General features: G+C 72.5%; 10 protein-coding genes, 2 tRNA genes and 1 other RNA gene. 4 read left to right on the top strand and 9 right to left on the bottom strand.

From position 1 onward, the window contains the following. Positions 1-21 precede the first annotated feature (21 nt). Positions 22-94 (top strand) — tRNA-Gly (locus ABZ915_RS11040). A 43-nt stretch (positions 95-137) separates the two neighbouring features. Here the strand turns inward: ABZ915_RS11040 and ABZ915_RS11035 are convergent. From ABZ915_RS11035 to ffs, 6 genes are all read right to left on the bottom strand, one after another. Beyond that, a complete protein-coding gene (locus ABZ915_RS11035) occupies positions 138-1,037 on the bottom strand; it encodes a phosphoribosylaminoimidazolesuccinocarboxamide synthase (RefSeq protein ID WP_361799246.1) in 900 nt (299 codons plus the stop codon). A gap of 91 nt (positions 1,038-1,128) precedes the next feature. Further along, on the bottom strand, positions 1,129-2,640 hold the full coding sequence (locus ABZ915_RS11030) for a N,N-dimethylformamidase beta subunit family domain-containing protein (RefSeq protein ID WP_361799244.1): 1,512 nt from the start codon (positions 2,638-2,640) through the stop codon (positions 1,129-1,131). Between the two features lie 227 nt (positions 2,641-2,867). Next, on the bottom strand, positions 2,868-4,646 hold the full coding sequence (locus tag ABZ915_RS11025; RefSeq protein ID WP_361799530.1) for a hypothetical protein: 1,779 nt from the start codon (positions 4,644-4,646) through the stop codon (positions 2,868-2,870). A 285-nt stretch (positions 4,647-4,931) separates the two neighbouring features. After that, the gene (gene purD / locus ABZ915_RS11020; protein ID WP_361799241.1) at positions 4,932-6,194 is read right to left on the bottom strand and encodes a phosphoribosylamine--glycine ligase; all 1,263 of its coding nucleotides are present in this window, start codon (positions 6,192-6,194) and stop codon (positions 4,932-4,934) included. A 123-nt stretch (positions 6,195-6,317) separates the two neighbouring features. Next, positions 6,318-8,564, bottom strand: coding sequence for a DNA polymerase III subunit gamma and tau (locus tag ABZ915_RS11015; RefSeq protein WP_361799238.1), 2,247 nt, complete (start codon positions 8,562-8,564; stop codon positions 6,318-6,320). A gap of 71 nt (positions 8,565-8,635) precedes the next feature. After that, an RNA gene (gene ffs / locus ABZ915_RS11010) (signal recognition particle sRNA small type) lies at positions 8,636-8,734 on the bottom strand. Between the two features lie 72 nt (positions 8,735-8,806). Here ffs and ABZ915_RS11005 point away from each other — a divergent pair. After that, positions 8,807-8,894: transfer RNA gene (locus tag ABZ915_RS11005), tRNA-Ser, on the top strand. A 199-nt stretch (positions 8,895-9,093) separates the two neighbouring features. Beyond that, positions 9,094-9,315, top strand: coding sequence for a hypothetical protein (locus ABZ915_RS11000; protein WP_361799236.1), 222 nt, complete (start codon positions 9,094-9,096; stop codon positions 9,313-9,315). Between the two features lie 288 nt (positions 9,316-9,603). On the opposite strand, the gene ABZ915_RS10995 is transcribed toward ABZ915_RS11000, so the two are convergent. The 3 genes from ABZ915_RS10995 to ABZ915_RS10985 all read right to left on the bottom strand — a co-directional run bounded on the left by ABZ915_RS10995 (position 9,604) and on the right by ABZ915_RS10985 (position 13,720). After that, the gene (locus tag ABZ915_RS10995; RefSeq protein ID WP_361799233.1) at positions 9,604-10,233 is read right to left on the bottom strand and encodes a helix-turn-helix domain-containing protein; all 630 of its coding nucleotides are present in this window, start codon (positions 10,231-10,233) and stop codon (positions 9,604-9,606) included. Between the two features lie 108 nt (positions 10,234-10,341). After that, positions 10,342-11,823: an MFS transporter gene (locus ABZ915_RS10990; protein ID WP_361799230.1), complete on the bottom strand. Its 1,482-nt coding sequence runs from the start codon at positions 11,821-11,823 to the stop codon at positions 10,342-10,344. After that, positions 11,816-13,720 carry a glycoside hydrolase family 15 protein gene (locus ABZ915_RS10985; RefSeq protein ID WP_361799227.1) on the bottom strand — a complete coding sequence of 635 codons (1,905 nt, stop codon included), beginning with the start codon at positions 13,718-13,720 and terminating at the stop codon, positions 11,816-11,818. The genes ABZ915_RS10990 and ABZ915_RS10985 overlap by 8 nt, the downstream gene beginning before the upstream one ends. Before the next feature lie 284 nt (positions 13,721-14,004). Here ABZ915_RS10985 and ABZ915_RS10980 point away from each other — a divergent pair, with 284 nt between their 5' ends. Further along, the gene (locus tag ABZ915_RS10980) at positions 14,005-16,713 is read left to right on the top strand and encodes a SpoIIE family protein phosphatase (protein WP_361799224.1); all 2,709 of its coding nucleotides are present in this window, start codon (positions 14,005-14,007) and stop codon (positions 16,711-16,713) included. Positions 16,714-16,747 lie beyond the last annotated feature (34 nt).

The following is a 16,747-nucleotide window of genomic DNA, read 5'->3' as shown; positions in this document are numbered from 1 at the left end:
GCTCTCGCGCCACGGCGCACTGCGGACGTAGCTCAGTTGGTAGAGCGCAACCTTGCCAAGGTTGAGGTCGCGAGTTCGAGCCTCGTCGTCCGCTCTGATCAAGCCCCCCGGTTTCCGCCGGGGGGCTTCTTCGTGTCCTACGACCAGCTGACGCCCGTCAGACGCTCGTACGCCTCCACGTACTTCGCCCGGGTCGCCTCCACGACCTGCTGCGGCAGCGCGGGCGGGGGCTGCTCGCTCCTGCGGTCCCAGCCGGACTCGGCGGAGGTCAGCCAGTCACGGACGAACTGCTTGTCGTACGAGGGCTGCGCGCGGCCCGGCTGCCACTGGTCGGCCGGCCAGAAGCGGGAGGAGTCCGGGGTGAGGACCTCGTCGGCGAGGACGAGCGTGTCGCCGTCGAAGCCGAACTCGAACTTGGTGTCGGCCAGGATGACCCCGCGGTCGCGGGCGATGTCCCGGCCGCGGGTGTAGACGGCGAGGGTGGCCTGGCGCAGCCGGGCGGCGGTGTCGGCGCCGACCTGGCGGGCGACCTCCTCGTAGGAGACGTTCTCGTCGTGCTCGCCCACCTCGGCCTTGGTGGCCGGGGTGAAGATCGGGGCGGGCAGCTCGGAGCCGTCGACGAGGCCTTCGGGGAGGGCGAGGCCGCAGACCGTACGGGACTCCTGGTACTCGGCGAGGCCCGAACCGGTGAGGTAGCCGCGGGCCACGCACTCGACCGGGAGCATCTTCAGGGACTTGCAGACCAGAGTGCGGCCCTGCCAGTCGGCGGGGGCGCCGGCGGGCAGCTCGGTGCTGATCACATGGTTGGGGACCAGGTCGCGCAGCTGGTCGAACCACCACAGGGAGAGCTGGGTGAGGACCCGGCCCTTGTCGGGGATCTCGGTCGGCAGCACCCAGTCGTAGGCGGACATGCGGTCGCTGGCGACCATCACGAGATCCCCCGCCTCGTTCTGGTACAGCTCGCGCACCTTGCCGGTGTGCAGATGCACCAGCCCCGGAACCTGGATCGGTTCGGGCTTTTCTACGAATCCGGACACGGTTCCTCCCCGTGGTTCTGTCCTATGGCTTGATTGTCCCGTATGGGACGTCCGCCACGGACGGCGGGTCGGTCGCGATCGCGGACGGCGGTCAGTCGCGCTTGCAGATACGGTCCAGCAGATTGGCGGTGGCGCGCTGGATACGCGGGTCCGTGTGGCCGGGGCGGTCCAGGGCCGGCGACCAGGCGAAGGTGCCGGCGGCGAACACCAGGGCGCCGGAGGGGGCGCGGTAGAGGGAGGTCTCCTGGTGGCGCAGGACGCCTTCGCCGTCGGTGTACGGGGAGTGGGAGAGCAGGATGCGCTCCTCGTGCTCGGGGAGCGGGGTGCGCGGGAAGTAGCGGTCGGCCTCGCCTGCGACCATGCCGGGAATCTCGTCGCCCTCGTGTGCGCCCGTCGCCTCCCACAGCCAGTGCTTGGCGTTGCGCACGACCAGGGGATGCGGCTCGGGGACCCGGCCCGCGTACTGGATGCCGACCAGCTGCTGCTCGGGGCGGTCGATCTCGCGCCAGAGCACGGGCTTGCCAGGGCCCCTGCGTTTGCGGCAGGTCAGCAGACGGTCGGGGACGCCGGAGGGGGACGGGCCGAGCTCGACCTGCCAGTACATGGTGTTGGCGGAGAGGAAGACCAGGGACGTGCCGTTCTCCCGGGCCAGCTCCGCCGTGCGGCGCATCTGCGTGGACCAGTACTCGTCGTGGCCGGGGAAGACCAGCCCTCGGTAGCGGGTGGGGTCGACGCGGCCGGCGTGCAGGTCGCGGGCGTCGGCGTAGGCGATGTCGTAGCCGTAGCGCTCGGCCCAGCGGATGAAGTCGTAGGCGTGACCGACGTGCAGGGGCAGGCCCGCGCCCGCGTACGGGCGGTCGAAGGAGACCGTCGTCGCCGCGTCGGCCTCGCCCAGCAGGAGGCCCTTCTCGTCCCAGGCGTGGTAGAGACTGGCGCCGGTGTGGCCGTCCTCCGGGTAGAGGTTGTAGGCCTGCCAGGTGATGTCGGGCAGCAGCAGGAGCAGGTCCGCCGGGTGGTTGTCCCGGACGGTGAACGGCACGTGGGAGCGGTAGCCGTCGGCCGTGGTGAGCACCGCGACGTACGCCCCGATCGACCAGTACGACGGCACCTGGAGGCGCCAGGAGAGCCACCAGTGGTGGCAGGAGACCGTGCGGTCGGCGGTCAGCGGCGGGGACTGGACGATGCCGGAGAGGCGGGGGCTGGTGGTGATCTTCGCCGCGCCGTCGCCGCCGTAGTGGCCGATGCGGTAGATGTCCACGCTGAACTGCTGGGGCGGGTCGACGGTGATGTGGAAGTCGACGGCCTCGCCGGGCGCGACCGCTCCGGTGGAGGTGAAGCCCTTGATCTGGCGGTGCACGTCGTCGGCGGAGCGCGGACCGCCGCCGGAGGCGCGGGGCGCCGGGACGCGCGGGGTGTCCCGGCCGCCGCGGGTCGTCTGTGTGTGCTGCTGGGTGGTGTCCACGTACCAGGGGACGACGTGTCCGGTGTCGTCGAAGTACGTCTCGCTGCCCCGCAGCCAGGGGACGGGGCCCTGCCCGAAGGGGTCCGTGACGGCGTGCGCGAGTGCTCCCGACTCCCAGCGGCGGATGTGGTCAGAGGCCATGGCCGCTCCCCTCCCTCGTGCCCCCGTGGTCTCGTCTGTGCGACTCGGTCTGTGAGCCTGTGGGCCCGTGTACGGGCCGTGCGCCTGTGCGCTCGTGTGTCTGTCGTATGTCGTATGCGCTTGCCATGCGCGTGGTCGGTCCCAGCACATCACATTCAGCACGCGTACGGTCACTATTCGTTGCGAATTGACCTGAACTGGAAGTGCCTGCTCCGGTACAGCGGCCGTCAGACGAGGCGTACCGGTTTCTCCGGGCGTATGCCCGACTCCACCAGCCAGGCCCGCAGCGGGGTCGGATCCCCCTCCTCGATCAGGCTGAGCACCCGGGAGGAGAGGTCGGCGGCTCTTTCGCCGTTGACGAGAAGCAGCGGGCCGTCGAGCCAGTCCAGCCCCGGGCTCGCGCCGGCCGTGTCGACCGCGGCGCAGCACACCATCGCCGTGACGTGGTCGGCGAGCAGGTCGCGGTCGGCGCGCGGGGGCTGGAGCGGGAACAGGGGGAGCGCGCCGTCGTCCCAGAGGGCGGTGGCGGGGCTCTGGCCCGCGGCGCCCGGTCCGGCCGCGGCTGCCGGGCCCGACCCGGTGGCCTCCTCACGGGCCACCTCGGCGCCGAGTCTGGCGGCGAGCGTGGCGCTGCGCTCGTTCAGCGGGTCGGCGTCGGCGGGCTCGTGGCCGAATTCGGCGGCCTCGGCATAGGGAGGCCGGTGCTCGCCCGGTTCGGCCTGCGCGGTGCCGGCGGCCGGCGGGGACGCGAGGTGGTCCAGTACCCGGGACAGGGTCGGGCCGTAGGCCGCCGTGGGGGCGGGGGCGGGGCGGACGCCCAGGGAGTCCAGGACCCGGTGGAGACGGGCCGCGTCGGTGCGCCAGGTGCGGTCGACGACCTCGTCCGGGTACTCCTGCCAGTCGACCGGGGACCACTGCGGGCAGGGCTCGGCGGGGCCGCCGTGGAAGAGGCGGGCGGCGAGCAGGGAGGCGGCCTCGTCCACCGCGCCGGGCTCCTCGAGCAGATCGCAGGCGGGACGCTCGCCCAGCCGGGAGGCGAAGCCCTCGGCCAGCCGGTCGCGCCGGGACAGCTCGGTGAGCGCCGCGACGACGCCCGCGTCCAGCCGGGACGGCCAGCGGCCCATCCGCCAGGCGGGCAGCGCGACCCGGGTCAGCAGCCGGTCCCAGCCCGCGTACGCCAGTCCCACCTGTTCCTGGGCGACGATCCGCAGGCCGTAATCCACAGCCTGTGCACGCTCGGCGGCCGCGGCCGCGACCCCGCGCTCCATCAGGGCCGCGTGCTCCCGGCAGCCCCGCAGCAGCAGCCGGGCCACCCAGCCGAGGCCCGCGCACACTCCCCGGGTCAGCGCGCAGCGGCCGGGGGTCGAGGCCACGGCCACCGCCGCGTCCAGCCCCCGTACGAAACGCCGGGCAGCGGCTATGTCCGGGTGGGCGGAGGGTCCCGTACCGGCGACGACCGGGGCGAGGACCGCCCGTAGCTCACCGACCCGCATCCACCACAGGAACGGGGAGCCGATGACGAGGACGGGCGCGGCGGGCGTACGGCGATGGCGCCGCCCCGGCCCGGCTATCTCGTCGCCGGACTCGCGCGGCGGCGGGCCGTGGGCCGGGTGCGTACGGTCCTCCAGCCAGCTGTCGCAGTCCGGCGTGAGCGCTATCGCGGACGGCACGGGCACGTCGAGGCGGTCGGCGAGGTCACGCACCATGCGGTACAGGTCCGGCGCGGAGTCCTCGGCGATCGGCACCGTGGGCGTCTCCGCGGGCCTGGCGCGGGCGACGACCAGGCCGATGCCCACGGCGGCCAGCAGCACCACCAGCGCCAGCACGCTCACGACCCAGCGGGCGATGTCCCAGCCCCGGCCGACGAGGTGACCGCTGGAATCGCCGGCCAGCAGGATCACGGCGACCGCCGCGGGCAGTACGGCGACGGCCAGCGCCCGGCCGCGCACCCGCAGCACGGCCAGGGCCCGGGAACGCGCGGCCTGTGCGCCCGCCTCCACACCCATACCGGTCACGACCGGACCTCACCCCCTCCGTGCTGTCCTCGCGCTGTCCTGGCGTTGGTCACTCCCCCACTGTGGCACCCGTCACTGACATCGCAATGCCGGTGGGCCAAGTGCCGGAACGCTTGCGCCGCACCCTAGTTGGGGCCTGCGCCCCCGTCAGCCGGATGGGGCATCGGTCACTCGATGGAATGGCCATGGTCAGAGCTGTACGACACACAGCAACGATCGGGCCCCGGATTCGCATCCGGGGCCCGGCTGTCCACAAGGTGCTCACGACCGGCGGTTTTACGCGCCCGCCGCGTCCACGGCCGCCTTCGCCGCGATGTCCTTACGGTGCTGGGAGCCGTCGAGGCGGATCCGGGCGACGGCGGTGTACGCCCGGTCGCGCGCCTCGGTCAGGTCCTTGCCGGTGGCTGTGACGGACAGCACACGCCCGCCCGCGCTCAGGACGGTGTCGCCGTCGCGCCTGGTGCCGGCGTGCAGGACGTAGGCGTGCGGGGCGTCCACGGCCGCCACGTCGTCGAGGCCGGTGATCGGGTCGCCGGTGCGCGGGGTGCCGGGGTAGTTGTGCGAGGCCACGACCACGGTGACGGCCGCGTCGTCGCTCCAGCGCAGCGGCTCGAGGTCGGTCAGGGTGCCGTTCGCGGCGGCGAGCAGGACTCCGGCCAGCGGGGTCTTCAGACGGGCCAGCACGACCTGGGTCTCCGGGTCGCCGAAGCGGGCGTTGAACTCGATGACCCGTACGCCCCGGCTGGTGATCGCGAGACCGGCGTAGAGAAGGCCGGAAAACGGCGTGCCCCGGCGGCGCATCTCGTCGACGGTCGGCTGGAGGACGGTCTGGAGCACCTCCTCGACCAGCTTCGGGTCGGCCCACGGCAGCGGGGAGTACGCGCCCATGCCGCCGGTGTTGGGGCCCTCGTCGCCGTCCAGCGCACGCTTGAAGTCCTGGGCGGGCTGAAGCGGGACCACCGTCCGGCCGTCGGTGATCGCGAAGAGCGAGACCTCCGGGCCGTCGAGGAACTCCTCGATGACGACGCGCTCACAGCCGGCCGCGTGGGCCTTCGCGGCGTCGAGGTCGGAGGTGACCACGACGCCCTTGCCGGCGGCCAGTCCGTCGTCCTTGACCACGTACGGGGCGCCGAAGGCGTCGAGGGCCTCGGCGACCTCGTCGGCGTTCGTACACACGTACGAGCGAGCGGTCGGTACGCCGCCCGCCGCCATCACGTCCTTGGCGAAGGCCTTGGACCCTTCGAGCTGCGCGGCCTCCTGGGAGGGGCCGAACACCGCGGCGCCCGCCTCGCGCACGGCGTCGGCGACCCCGGCGACCAGCGGGGCCTCCGGGCCCACCACCACCAGGTCGGCGCCCAGCTCGGTGGCCAGCGCGGACACGGCCTTGCCGTCGAGCGCGTCGACCTGGCGCAGCTCGGCGACCTCGGCGATGCCGGCGTTGCCGGGGGCGCAGTACAGCGCGGTGACGTCGGGGTCGAGGGACAGGGAGCGGCACAGGGCGTGTTCGCGGGCACCGCTGCCGATGACGAGGACCTTCACGGGGGTCAGCCTATCTGGCGTTCCTCATGAGAGCCGGGGGGTGGGGAGCTTGTGCGTTCCTACGAAGGCGACGGAGGGAGCCGAAGCCGACGCGGGCCCCGGAGGGCTACTCGTCCCGGAGGGCTACTCGTTGGTGAACTCCTCCATCACCGTCGCCCCCAGCTCCCGCACGATGAGTTCGTGGCCGGAGAGGGCCGACTCGTCGAGGTCGGGGTCGTCGTCCTCGGGGATGTCGTCCTCGGGGGAGACGGGGGCCGGCTCGGGGGCGGAGGCCTGGCGGGGGGCGGGGGCCGGAGCGGCCGGGGCCGAGAACCCGGCCTGCGACCGGGACGGTGCCGACGCGGACGGCTGGGGAGCGGGCGGGCGCTGCGGGGAGGCGCTCGCGGGACCGGCGCCGCCGTAGCCACTACCGGCACCGGTGCCGCCGCCTCCGCCGAAGCCGCCGGCCGGCGGGGGCGCCGAACCGCCGGAGGGGTCGACGACGGCCTCGATCTTCCACTGCACGTTGAACTGCTCGGCCAGCGCCTGCCGCAGCACATCCTCGCTGCCGCTGCTCGCGAAGTTGTCGCGGGCGCCGGCGTTGACGAAGCCGAGTTGCAGGGTGGTGCCGTCGAAGCCGACCACCTGGGCGTTCTGGCTGAGCAGGATCCAGGTGAAGCGGCGGCGGTTCTTCACCACTTCCAGGATGTTCGGCCAGAGCATGCGCGGGTCGAGGCCACCGGGGGCGGCGGGGGCCTGCTGCGCGGGTGCGGGCTGGGCGGCTGCCGGGGCAGGGGCAGGGGCCGGAGCAGGGGGGGCCGTGGGCGGCGGGGACGGCTGTCCGCCGCCTGCCGGGGCCGCCGTGGGCCAGCCGCCGGGCCGTCGGCCGCCGCCGGCGGATGCGGCGGTGGGCCAGGCACCGGGGGCCGGAGCGGTCGCCGGAGCAGGGGTCGGGGTGCGTTCGGGGGCCGGTGGGGAAGCGGGGGGCGCCGCGGGCGCCGGGGGTGCCGGGGAGGGGGCGGGCGCGGGCGTGGCGGCGGCGGGCGCGCCGCTGCCGCCGGAGCCGCGCACGGCGGCGCGGGCCGCCGCGACCCCGCCACCGGGCGGTACCTGCACACCGCCGCCGCCGACACCGCCATCGCCTCCGGCACCGCCGCCGCCCGCGTGGGCATGCGCATCGGGACCGGGGACGTACCCCGCGGCGGGCGCGCCCGCAGGCCCCGCGGAGAAGTTGACCCCCCGCTCCAGACGGTCGAGGCGGGCCATGACGGAGCGCTCGTCGCCGTACGCGGCGGGCAGCAGCACGCGCGCGCAGATGAGTTCGAGCTGGAGACGCGGCGAGGTGGCCCCGCGCATCTCGGTCAGGCCCTCGTTGACGAGGTCGGCGGCACGGCTGAGCTCGGCGGCGCCGAAGGTGCCGGCCTGGGCCTGCATCCGCTCCAGGACGTCGGCGGGGGCGTCGATGAGCCCCTTGTCCACGGCGTCCGGAACCGCGGCGAGGATCACCAGGTCCCGCAGCCGCTCCAGCAGGTCGGCGACGAACCGCCGGGGGTCGTTGCCGCCCTCGATGACCCGGTCCACGACCTCGAAGGCGGCGGCGCCGTCCCCGGTGGCGAAGGCCTCCACGACGGAGTCGAGCAGCGACCCGTCGGTGTACCCGAGCAGCGAGGTGGACATGGCATACGTCACACCCTCCTCCCCGGCGCCGGCGAGCAGCTGGTCCATGACGGACATGGAGTCACGCACGGAGCCCGCGCCGGCCCGCACGACGAGCGGAAGGACACCTTCCTCGACGGGGATGTTCTCCTTCCCGCACACCTCGGCGAGGTAGTCCCGGAGTGTCCCGGGCGGCACGAGCCGGAACGGGTAGTGGTGGGTCCGCGACCGGATCGTCCCGATGACCTTCTCGGGCTCGGTGGTGGCGAAGATGAACTTCAGATGCTCCGGGGGCTCCTCGACGACCTTCAGCAGAGCGTTGAACCCGGCCGGCGTGACCATGTGGGCCTCGTCGATGATGTAGATCTTGTACCGGCTGCTCGCGGGCCCGAAGAAGGCCTTCTCGCGCAGCTCACGGGCATCGTCCACACCACCGTGCGAAGCGGCGTCGATCTCGATGACGTCGATCGAGCCCGGCCCGTTCCTGGCCAGGTCCCGGCAGGACTGGCACTCCCCGCACGGGGTCGGCGTCGGCCCCTTCTCGCAGTTCAGGCAGCGGGCCAGGATCCGCGCGCTGGTCGTCTTGCCACAACCGCGCGGCCCGCTGAACAGGTACGCGTGATTGACCCGGTTGTTCCGCAGCGCCTGCTGCAGCGGGTCGGTGACATGCTCCTGCCCGATGACCTCGGTGAAGGACTCCGGGCGGTAGCGGCGGTACAGCGCGAGAGACGACACGCTTACGAGGTTATAGGCGCTCACCGACAACGAGCCCCGCCCGAGCCCGGCACCCCCTCGCCCCGGCCCACAACGCAAGCGCCCCCCACGCACCCGCCAGAGCCGACCTACCCTTGCTGCCTTCCGGCCCTGGGGGAGTTCAGTCAGATAGCGCCGCGTGAGGGGCTCCGCACAGAGTACCCGATGCCGGCCTGCGGGAACGAGTTCGCGAGCACTCCCCTCGGTCATGTAATGTTTCCGGCGGAGGATTCGCCTAGAGGCCTAGGGCGCACGCTTGGAAAGCGTGTTGGGGGCAACCCCTCACGAGTTCGAATCTCGTATCCTCCGCCAGTGCCTCACCGGGCACGACGTCGAAGGGCCCCACCGTTCGCGGTGGGGCCCTTCGACGTTGTCCGGTCGTGGTCCGTCCGTTCCAATTTCGTCTCACCGGGTCTCGAAGTCCCAGGTCAGTGGCATGGAGCGGTTGCTGCGATGTGGATCTGTGCCGACGGCCACAGTGAACAGGCCGCGCGTAGGCTCATACTGAACCATGACAAAGCCTGCTGCACCGAAGCGTCATCTGCCTACCAGCCCCTTCAAGGCCCCGGTCACACCGGCTCCCAAGCACTTCGCCGTGGGCGACCAGGTCACCCACGACATGTACGGCCTCGGCCGCGTGGTCGGCATGGAGGACGGGGTCGCGGCGCTCGTGGATTTCGGCTCGACGCAGATGCGGATCCTGAGCCCGTACGCCAAGATGACCAAGCTGTAGGACCGCTGTGCCCGGTCACGGCACACCAGGCTCCTTCAGGGGCCTGTACCGAAAGAGAGTCATCTCATCGATCTGACGTCGCTGTTCTCCGCCCTGGAAGGGCAACCCCGCTGCTCCACCGCGGCATCGCCGCCACCGGCGACCAACCCCTTCCAGGCCCCCGACTTCGGGGAAGAAGAGACCTTGCCGTTCGACGACGCACCGGAGCCCGCCGCGGGCACGCGTGTGGCGCGGCGCAAGGCGAACCAGTGAGGGGTGTCCGTCCGGACACGATCTCCCTTTCGGCGGTCACCGCATACCGCTGAGGTTGGCCATCACCTCGTTGAGCTGCTGCGGAGTCATCGGGTCGGCGGGGAGTGGGTGGGCGGCCTCGGTGCGCAGGCCGTCGAGCAGGAAGGCGATGCCCCGGCGCCAGGCGTCGGGGGCCGTGTTCCTGGCGGCCGGGGACAGCAGGGCGTGGGTGCCGAAGACGAACAGCAGGTCCTGGCTGGTGAAATCGGGGCGCAGGACACCGGCCTGCCGGGCCCGCTCGATGATGCGCCCGGCGTTGTCGTGGGAACGCTCGCAGAGGGCCATCAGGCGTTCGGCGTGCTGGTAGCGGCCGGTGACCACGTCGCTGATCGCCGGGTCGGCGACCTGTAGCTCGCAGATCTTCTCGATGTAGAACGCGAATCCGTCCCAGGCGTCCTCGTGGGCCAGCGCCTGCTCGGCGACCTCCTCGAGCCGGTCCGCGGCCAGGTCGGCGACGACCTCGTCGATGAGCGCCTCGCGGCTGCCGAAGAGGTTGTAGAGGGTGCCGTGGCTCACGCCGGCCCGGCGGGCGATCTCCTTCAGGGGGGCCTGGAGGCCTCGTTCGCGGAAGAGCTCGGCTGCCGCCGTCCGCAGCTTCTCCGCGTTGCGTTGCGCGTCGGCCCGCATCCGGCATTCCCCCTCGGCGTGTGCTCGTCGTGTGCTCGTCGTCCATGGTCGCACCGACCGGGAGGGCTGTTCGGCGACGGCGGCCGCACGGGTGTGAGGGGCGGCCCCTCAGGAGTTCACGTCCCGGGCCCTCCGCCGGCCCGGAGGGCCGGAAGGTGACAGCGGTCCGGTCCCCCGGTGCGTCTGCGGTCGCCGCGCCGGCCGTGGCAGGAGGGCCGCGGCGCCGAAGCCGCCGAGACCGATGACCGCCAGGGTGATCATGGCGGCCGCGTAGGCGCCGCTGGTGAGGCCGGAGACCAGGATGGTGCCGGCGATCGCCGTGCCGAACGAGGAGCCGAGGTTGGAGACGCTGCGGGACAGGCCGGAGATCTCGCCCTGCTGCTCCTCGGGGAAGCTCGACTGGACGACGTTGACCGACGGGGTGAGCATCACACCGAGGCCGAGCCCGATCAGAAGGAGTCCGGGGACGAAGGCCCAGGCGCTGGTGGAGCCGGCGGCCAGGGCGATGAGTACCGCGATGCCCACGACGGTCACGAGGAAGCCGGTCATGATGAGCGTGCGCTGGGGGCGCCGCTGGGCGAGGCGTTCGGCGGACAGGGAGGTGGCCAGCAGGCCGAGCGTGGCCGCGGTGAAGATGACCCCGGTCCGGATGGCGTCGTAGTGGCGTACGACCTGGAGGTAGGCCGCCACCGTGAACGAGGCGCCCATCAGCAGCAGCCACTGGACGTTCTGGGTGACGAGCCCGAGGTTGGACGTGCGGTCGCGGAACAGGCCGAGCGACAGCAAGGGCTCCCTGCCGGACTGTTCCTTGGCACGCACCCAGTGGAAGAACCACATCAGTACGAGGGCCCCGAGCACCAGCAGGCCGATCATCAGCCAGATGCTGTTGTCGGCGGCCAGGATGCCCATCACGACGAGGACGAGTCCGGCGGCGGAGAGTACGGCCCCGCCGGTGTCGAAGGAGCGGGTCGGATCGGGCGGCAGGGGATCGTCGATGTGCCGGCTGAGCCAGACGATCACGGCGATGACGAGGGCCTGGAACACGAAGGCCGCGCGCCAGCTGATCGCCGTGGTGATGAGCCCGCCGATCAGCGGTCCGGCGGCGGCCCCGACGCCGCCCAGCGCCATGATGATCCCGAACGCTCGGGCCCGGGAGGTGACATCGGGGTGGAGCAGGGTCGTGAGGATGTAGACGGGCGGGATGAGCAGGGCGGTGCCGATGCCTTCGAGGATCGAGTTCCCGAGGATCAGCACACCGAGTCCCGGTGCGGCGGCGCTGAGCAGGGCGCCGATCGCGTAGACGACGAGGCCGGTCAGGAAGCAGCGCTTGCGGCCGTGGCGGTCGGTCAGTTTGCCGCCCGGGATCATCAGCGCGGCCATGACCAGCAGGAAGATCGTGATGGCCACCTGCACGCCCTGGACCGTGGTGTCCAGGTCCTTGCTGATGTCGTTGATCATCACGTTCATGTTGGAGCCGGCGAAACTACAGATGAACTGCGCGAGCGCCAGAGCGGCGAGAACCCGTCCCTGCCCCCCTGACGCCGCTCCCGGCGCCTGTCCTGACGACCGTGCGCCGACCGGCTCAGCCATCTGCACCGCCCCCGCCCTCGGCCGGCGCCGTCAGACCGAAGGTGGCCGGGTGTCCGTTGCCACCGGCTCCCGGCCGGGCCTCCGCCTTCGACAGTTCCTCATCCAGCGCCATCGCCGCGACGACGAGCGAGAGATGCGTGAACGCCTGGGGGAAATTCCCCAGTTGCTCCCCCGACGGCCCGATCTCCTCGGCGAACAGCCCGACGTGGTTGGCGTAGGTGAGCATCTTGTCGAAGGCGTGCCGGGCCTGGTTCAGCCGGCCGGTGCGGGCCAGCGCCTCGACGTGGAAGAAGCTGCACAGATTGAAGGTTCCCTCGGAACCCCGAAGGCCGTCCGGAGACGCGTGGGGGTCGTACCGGTAGACCAGGCTGTCGCTGACCAGCTCCTCCTCCATGGCGTCGAGCGTGCTGAGCCAGTCCGGGTCACGCGGGGAGAGGAAACCGACCCGGGGCATGAGGAGCAGCGAGGCATCGAGCACGTCCGTGTCGTAGTGCTGCACGAAGGCCTGCCGTTTCTCGTGCCACCCGTGCTCGACGATCTGGTCGAACACCTTGTCCCTGACCTCGGTCCAGCGCTCGACGTCGGCGGGCCGGGAGAACTCGGCGGCCGCGTGGATGCCGCGGTCGAAGGCCACCCAGGTCATCAGCCGGCTGTAGGTGAAGTTCTGCCGGCCGCCACGCGTCTCCCATATGCCCTCGTCGGGCCGGTCCCAGTGGTCGGCGAGCCAGTCCAGGACACCGCGCAGCGCCTTCCAGCCGCGGATCGCGCCCATGTCGCCGCCCACGAGGGCGTCGGCGGCCTCGCCGTAGATGTCGAGCTGGAGCTGGTCGGCCGCCGCGTTGCCCGCCCGCACGGGACGTGAGCCCAGGTAGCCCTCCAGGTGGTCGAGGGTCTCCTCGGTCAGGTGCGGGTCGCCGTCGACGCGGTACATGATCTGGAGAGGGTCGCCCGAGGCGGTGCCTCCGGCCTCGATGCGGTCGCGGAGCCAGCGGCGGAAGGCCTGCGCCTCCGACTCGAAACCCAGGTCGATCAGGGCCCTGACGGACAGTGCGGCGTCGCGGACCCAGGTGTACCGGTAGTCCCAGTTGCGCTCACCGCCGACCTGCTCGGGCAGCCCCATGGTGGCGGCGGCGATCGGCGCTCCCGTGGGGGCGTACGTGAGCAGCTTGAGCGTGATCGCCGAACGGTTCACGATGTCCTGCCAGCGGCCCCGGTACGTACACGAACGCAGCCAGGACAGCCAGAAGTCGCGGCACGCCTCCACCTCCTCGGCGATGCCGTCGAGGGAGGGCGCCGGCGGGGCGGAGCCGCCGCTCACCGTGCTCGTCAGCACCACGGCGGCCGCCTGACCGGCCGAGAGGGTGAAGCGGGCGGTGATGTCGTCGTCGTCCGGGCGCAGCAGGATGCCGGTGGTGGACTGGAGATGCAGGTCGGTGCCCGGTCCGTGGAAGACCACGGAGTGGTCGTCGTTCCGTGTGAGCGTGTGCGGGGCACGTCCGTAGTCGAAGCGCGGGCGGCACGTGAGGGTGAAGGGCAGGCTGCCCCGGACGACCCGGGCGACCCTGATCAGGCGGTGCCGGTCCGTGGGCTTCGAGGAGTCGACGGGGGTCATGAAGTCGGCGGTCTCGCCGACACCGCCGGGCGCCATGAAGCGGGTGACCAGGATGGCCGTGTCCGGCAGGTACAGCTGCCGGGCCGTCATTCCGTCGCCGTCCGGGAGCTCCGCGGCGAGACGGCAGTGGCCTCCTCGCTCACTGTCCAGCAGGGAGGCGAAGACGCTGGGCGAGTCGAAGCGGGGTGTGCACCACCAGTCGATCGTGCCGCCGGACGACACGAGGGCCGCGGTCTGCAGATCGCCGACCATGCCGTGCTCCGCGATGGGCGGGTACCGGTTCACACTGGACCTCCTGCGCGTTGACGCGCGTCCGCGCTCGGGCAGACCCCCGTCGCGACCGCGCAGGCCAAGCGTCGGGCGCCGCCGGGCCGGCGACCTCACCCCCCGCGGGTGAAACCGGACCGCTCTTCGTTCCGGTCGCACGGTGAAGGACGCGCGCCGGTGTCGCGCGCCGGTGTTATGAAGGGTGCATGAGGGTATTTTCCGGGCGCGCTCGGAGCCCTGCCGGGCCGGTGGGCGTCGGGTCGTCGCGTGAGCGGCGTGTTTCGCTGTTCGATCCGCGCACCATGGCCGGACGGGTGTTCCTGATCGAGGTCGGGATCGTGGTGCTGCTGGTGCTGGCCGCGGTGGCGGCCGTGGTGCTCCAGGCGGCGCGGGACGCGGTGGCGCAAGGGCGGCGGGAGTCGGTCATCGCGGCCCAGTCGTTCGCGAGTGCGCCGGGCATGGTGCAGGCGCTGCGCGCCCCGGATCCGTCCGCGGTGCTCCAGCCGCGGGCCGAGGAGGCGCGGAAGCGGGCGGGCGTGGACTTCGTGGTCGTCGTGAACACCCGGGGGATCCGGTACACGTACCCCTATCCGCAAGAGATCGGGAAGAAGTTCGTCGGCAACATCGAGCCCGCGCTGCACGGTCGTACCGTCGTCGAACAGGCCGGGGGACCACCCCTGCCGACGGGCCGGGGGACGGCCGTGCAGGCGATCGTGCCGGTGACCGACGCGCGCGGCAGGATCGTGGGACTGGTGTCCGCCGGGATCACGGTCAGGAACGTGCTGCGGATGTGGATACCGCAGGTGCCGATCGCCCTGGGCGCCGGTGCGGTCGCGCTGGTGCTGGCCGGGGCCGGGACGACGCTGGTGGCCCAGAGCCTGCTGCGGCAGACGCGTGGGCTGGCGCCCGCGGAGCTCGCGGCGATGTACGACCACCATGAAGCGGTGCTGCACGCGGTGCGCGAGGGCGTGCTGATCACCGACGCCGACGGGTGCCTGGTGATGGCCAACGACGAGGCGGCGCGGCTGCTGGGGCTGCCGCCCGAGGCACAGGGGCGGCAGGTGACGGAGCTGGGGCTGCCGGCGTCGCTCGAGCGCCTGCTGACGGCACCGGAGGCGGTCAACGATGAGGTGTTCTTCGTGGGCGACCGGCTGGTGGCGGTCAACAAGCGGCCCACGTTCCCGCGCGCGGGACCGGGCGGCAGCGTGGTGACCCTGCGGGACACCACGGAGCTGGCGACGATCACAGGCCGGGCCGAGGTCGCGCGGGAGCGGCTGAACCTGCTGTACGAGGCGGGGGTGGGGATCGGGACGACGCTGGACGTGGAGCGTACGGCCCGGGAGCTGGCGCAGGTTGCGGTGCCGCGGTTCGCCGACCTCGTCACGGTGGATCTGCTGGACACGGTGCTGCGCGGCTGGGAGCCGACGGCCGAGGGGTGGCGGCATCTGCGGCGCGTGGCGATCGGCGGCGATCACCGGACGATACCGGTGTACGAGCTGGGCGAAGTGATCACGTTCTCGGTCGCGACCCCGCAGATGCGGACGCTGCGGGAGGGCCGGGGCGTGCTGGAGACGGACCTGCGGCAGGCGTCCGGCTGGCAGGAGCAGGACCCGGACCGGGTCCGCAAGGCGCTTCAGAGCGGTCTGCGTTCGCTGGTGACCGTGCCGCTGCGGGCGAGGGGCGTGTCGCTGGGCGTGGCGAACTTCTACCGGACGGCGGACTCCTCGGCCTTCGAACCGGACGATCTGTCCTTCGCGGAGGAGCTGGCCGCGCGGGCGGCGGTGGCCATCGACAACGCCCGCAGGTTCGCCCGGGAGCACACGATGGCGGTGACCCTGCAACGCAGTCTGCTGCCCCGGGGGCAGCCGGAGCAGGACGCGCTGGAGGTGGCCTGGCGGTATCTGCCGGCCGAGGCGGGGGTGGGCGGGGACTGGTTCGACGTCATTCCGCTGCCGGGCGCGCGCGTGGCACTGGTGATGGGCGATGTGGTCGGCCGGGGGCTGCGCGCGGCGGCGACGATGGGACGGCTGCGCACGGCGGTGCACAACTTCGCCGCGCTGGACCTGCCGGTGGACGAGGTGCTCGGGAACCTGGACGAGCTGGTCGTGCGCATGGACAACGAGGAAGGCACCGGCGCGGAGGGCCACGAGGGGGAGGGAGTGTCGGGGGCGACGTGCCTGTACGCGATCTACGACCCGGTATCGGGGACGTGCACGGCGGCCCGCGCGGGGCATCCCGACCCGGTGGTGGTGCGTCCGGACGGTACGGTCGTCTGTCCCGAGGTGCCGGCGTCGGCCCCGCTCGGTCTGTGCGGCTACCCCTTCGAGACCGCCGAACTGCACCTGCCGGAGGGTTCCCAGCTGGTGCTGTACACCAACGGCCTGGTGGAGGACCGCGGCCGCGACATCGACGTCGGGCTGGCGAGCCTGCGCCGGGCGCTGGGCGGTGCCGGGGGACGCGCCCCGGAGGAGACCTGCCAGGCGGTGATCAACGCGCTGAAGCCGGCCCACCGCAGCGACGACATCGCGCTGCTGGCGGCCCGTACCCGGCTGTTCCCGTCCTCCCGCGTGGCCGAGTGGGACGTGCCGCAGGACCCGGCGGTGGTGCCCTCGGTGCGGAGCGAGTGCAGGCGGAAGCTACGGGCGTGGGGACTGGACGAGACCGGGTTCACCACGGAGCTGATCCTGAGCGAGCTGGTCACGAACGCGATCCGGTACGGATCACAGCCGGTCCGGGTGCGGCTGCTGTACGGGCGCTGTCTGATCTGCGAGGTGTCGGACGGCAGCAGCACCTCGCCCCGGCTGCGGCGGGCGGCGACCACCGACGAGGGTGGCCGGGGACTGTTCCTGGTGGCCCAGTTCGCGCAGCGGTGGGGGACCCGGTACACCGCCCGCGGCAAGGTCATCTGGGCGGAGCAGGACGTCCACGGCGAAGCCTCCGGGCTGGCGGAGCACACCCCGGTGGACGTCCTCCTCGAACAGTTCGGCGACCCCGCCGACTCCGCCCTGTGAGCCGGGGCGGCGCTCGTGGCCGCCCCTGGGGCCT

The sequence above is a fragment of the Streptomyces sp. NPDC046915 genome (genome assembly GCF_040644935.1).
Classification (GTDB): Bacteria; Actinomycetota; Actinomycetes; order Streptomycetales; family Streptomycetaceae; genus Streptomyces.
The sequence above is the reverse complement of the archived record's forward strand: the minus strand, read 5'-3'. Positions and strand labels throughout refer to the sequence as shown.

What these genes read in the sequence shown, in the direction of transcription:
- ABZ915_RS11030 (WP_361799244.1), bottom strand. Translation starts at nt 2,640, where the DNA reads ATGGCCTCTGACCACATCCGCCGCTGGGAGTCGGGAGCACTCGCGCAC.
- ABZ915_RS11025 (WP_361799530.1), bottom strand. Translation starts at nt 4,646, where the DNA reads ATGGGTGTGGAGGCGGGCGCACAGGCCGCGCGTTCCCGGGCCCTGGCC.
- ABZ915_RS11000 (WP_361799236.1), top strand. Translation starts at nt 9,094, where the DNA reads ATGACAAAGCCTGCTGCACCGAAGCGTCATCTGCCTACCAGCCCCTTC.
- ABZ915_RS10995 (WP_361799233.1), bottom strand. Translation starts at nt 10,233, where the DNA reads ATGCGGGCCGACGCGCAACGCAACGCGGAGAAGCTGCGGACGGCGGCA.
- ABZ915_RS10990 (WP_361799230.1), bottom strand. Translation starts at nt 11,823, where the DNA reads ATGGCTGAGCCGGTCGGCGCACGGTCGTCAGGACAGGCGCCGGGAGCG.
- ABZ915_RS10980 (WP_361799224.1), top strand. Translation starts at nt 14,005, where the DNA reads ATGGCCGGACGGGTGTTCCTGATCGAGGTCGGGATCGTGGTGCTGCTG.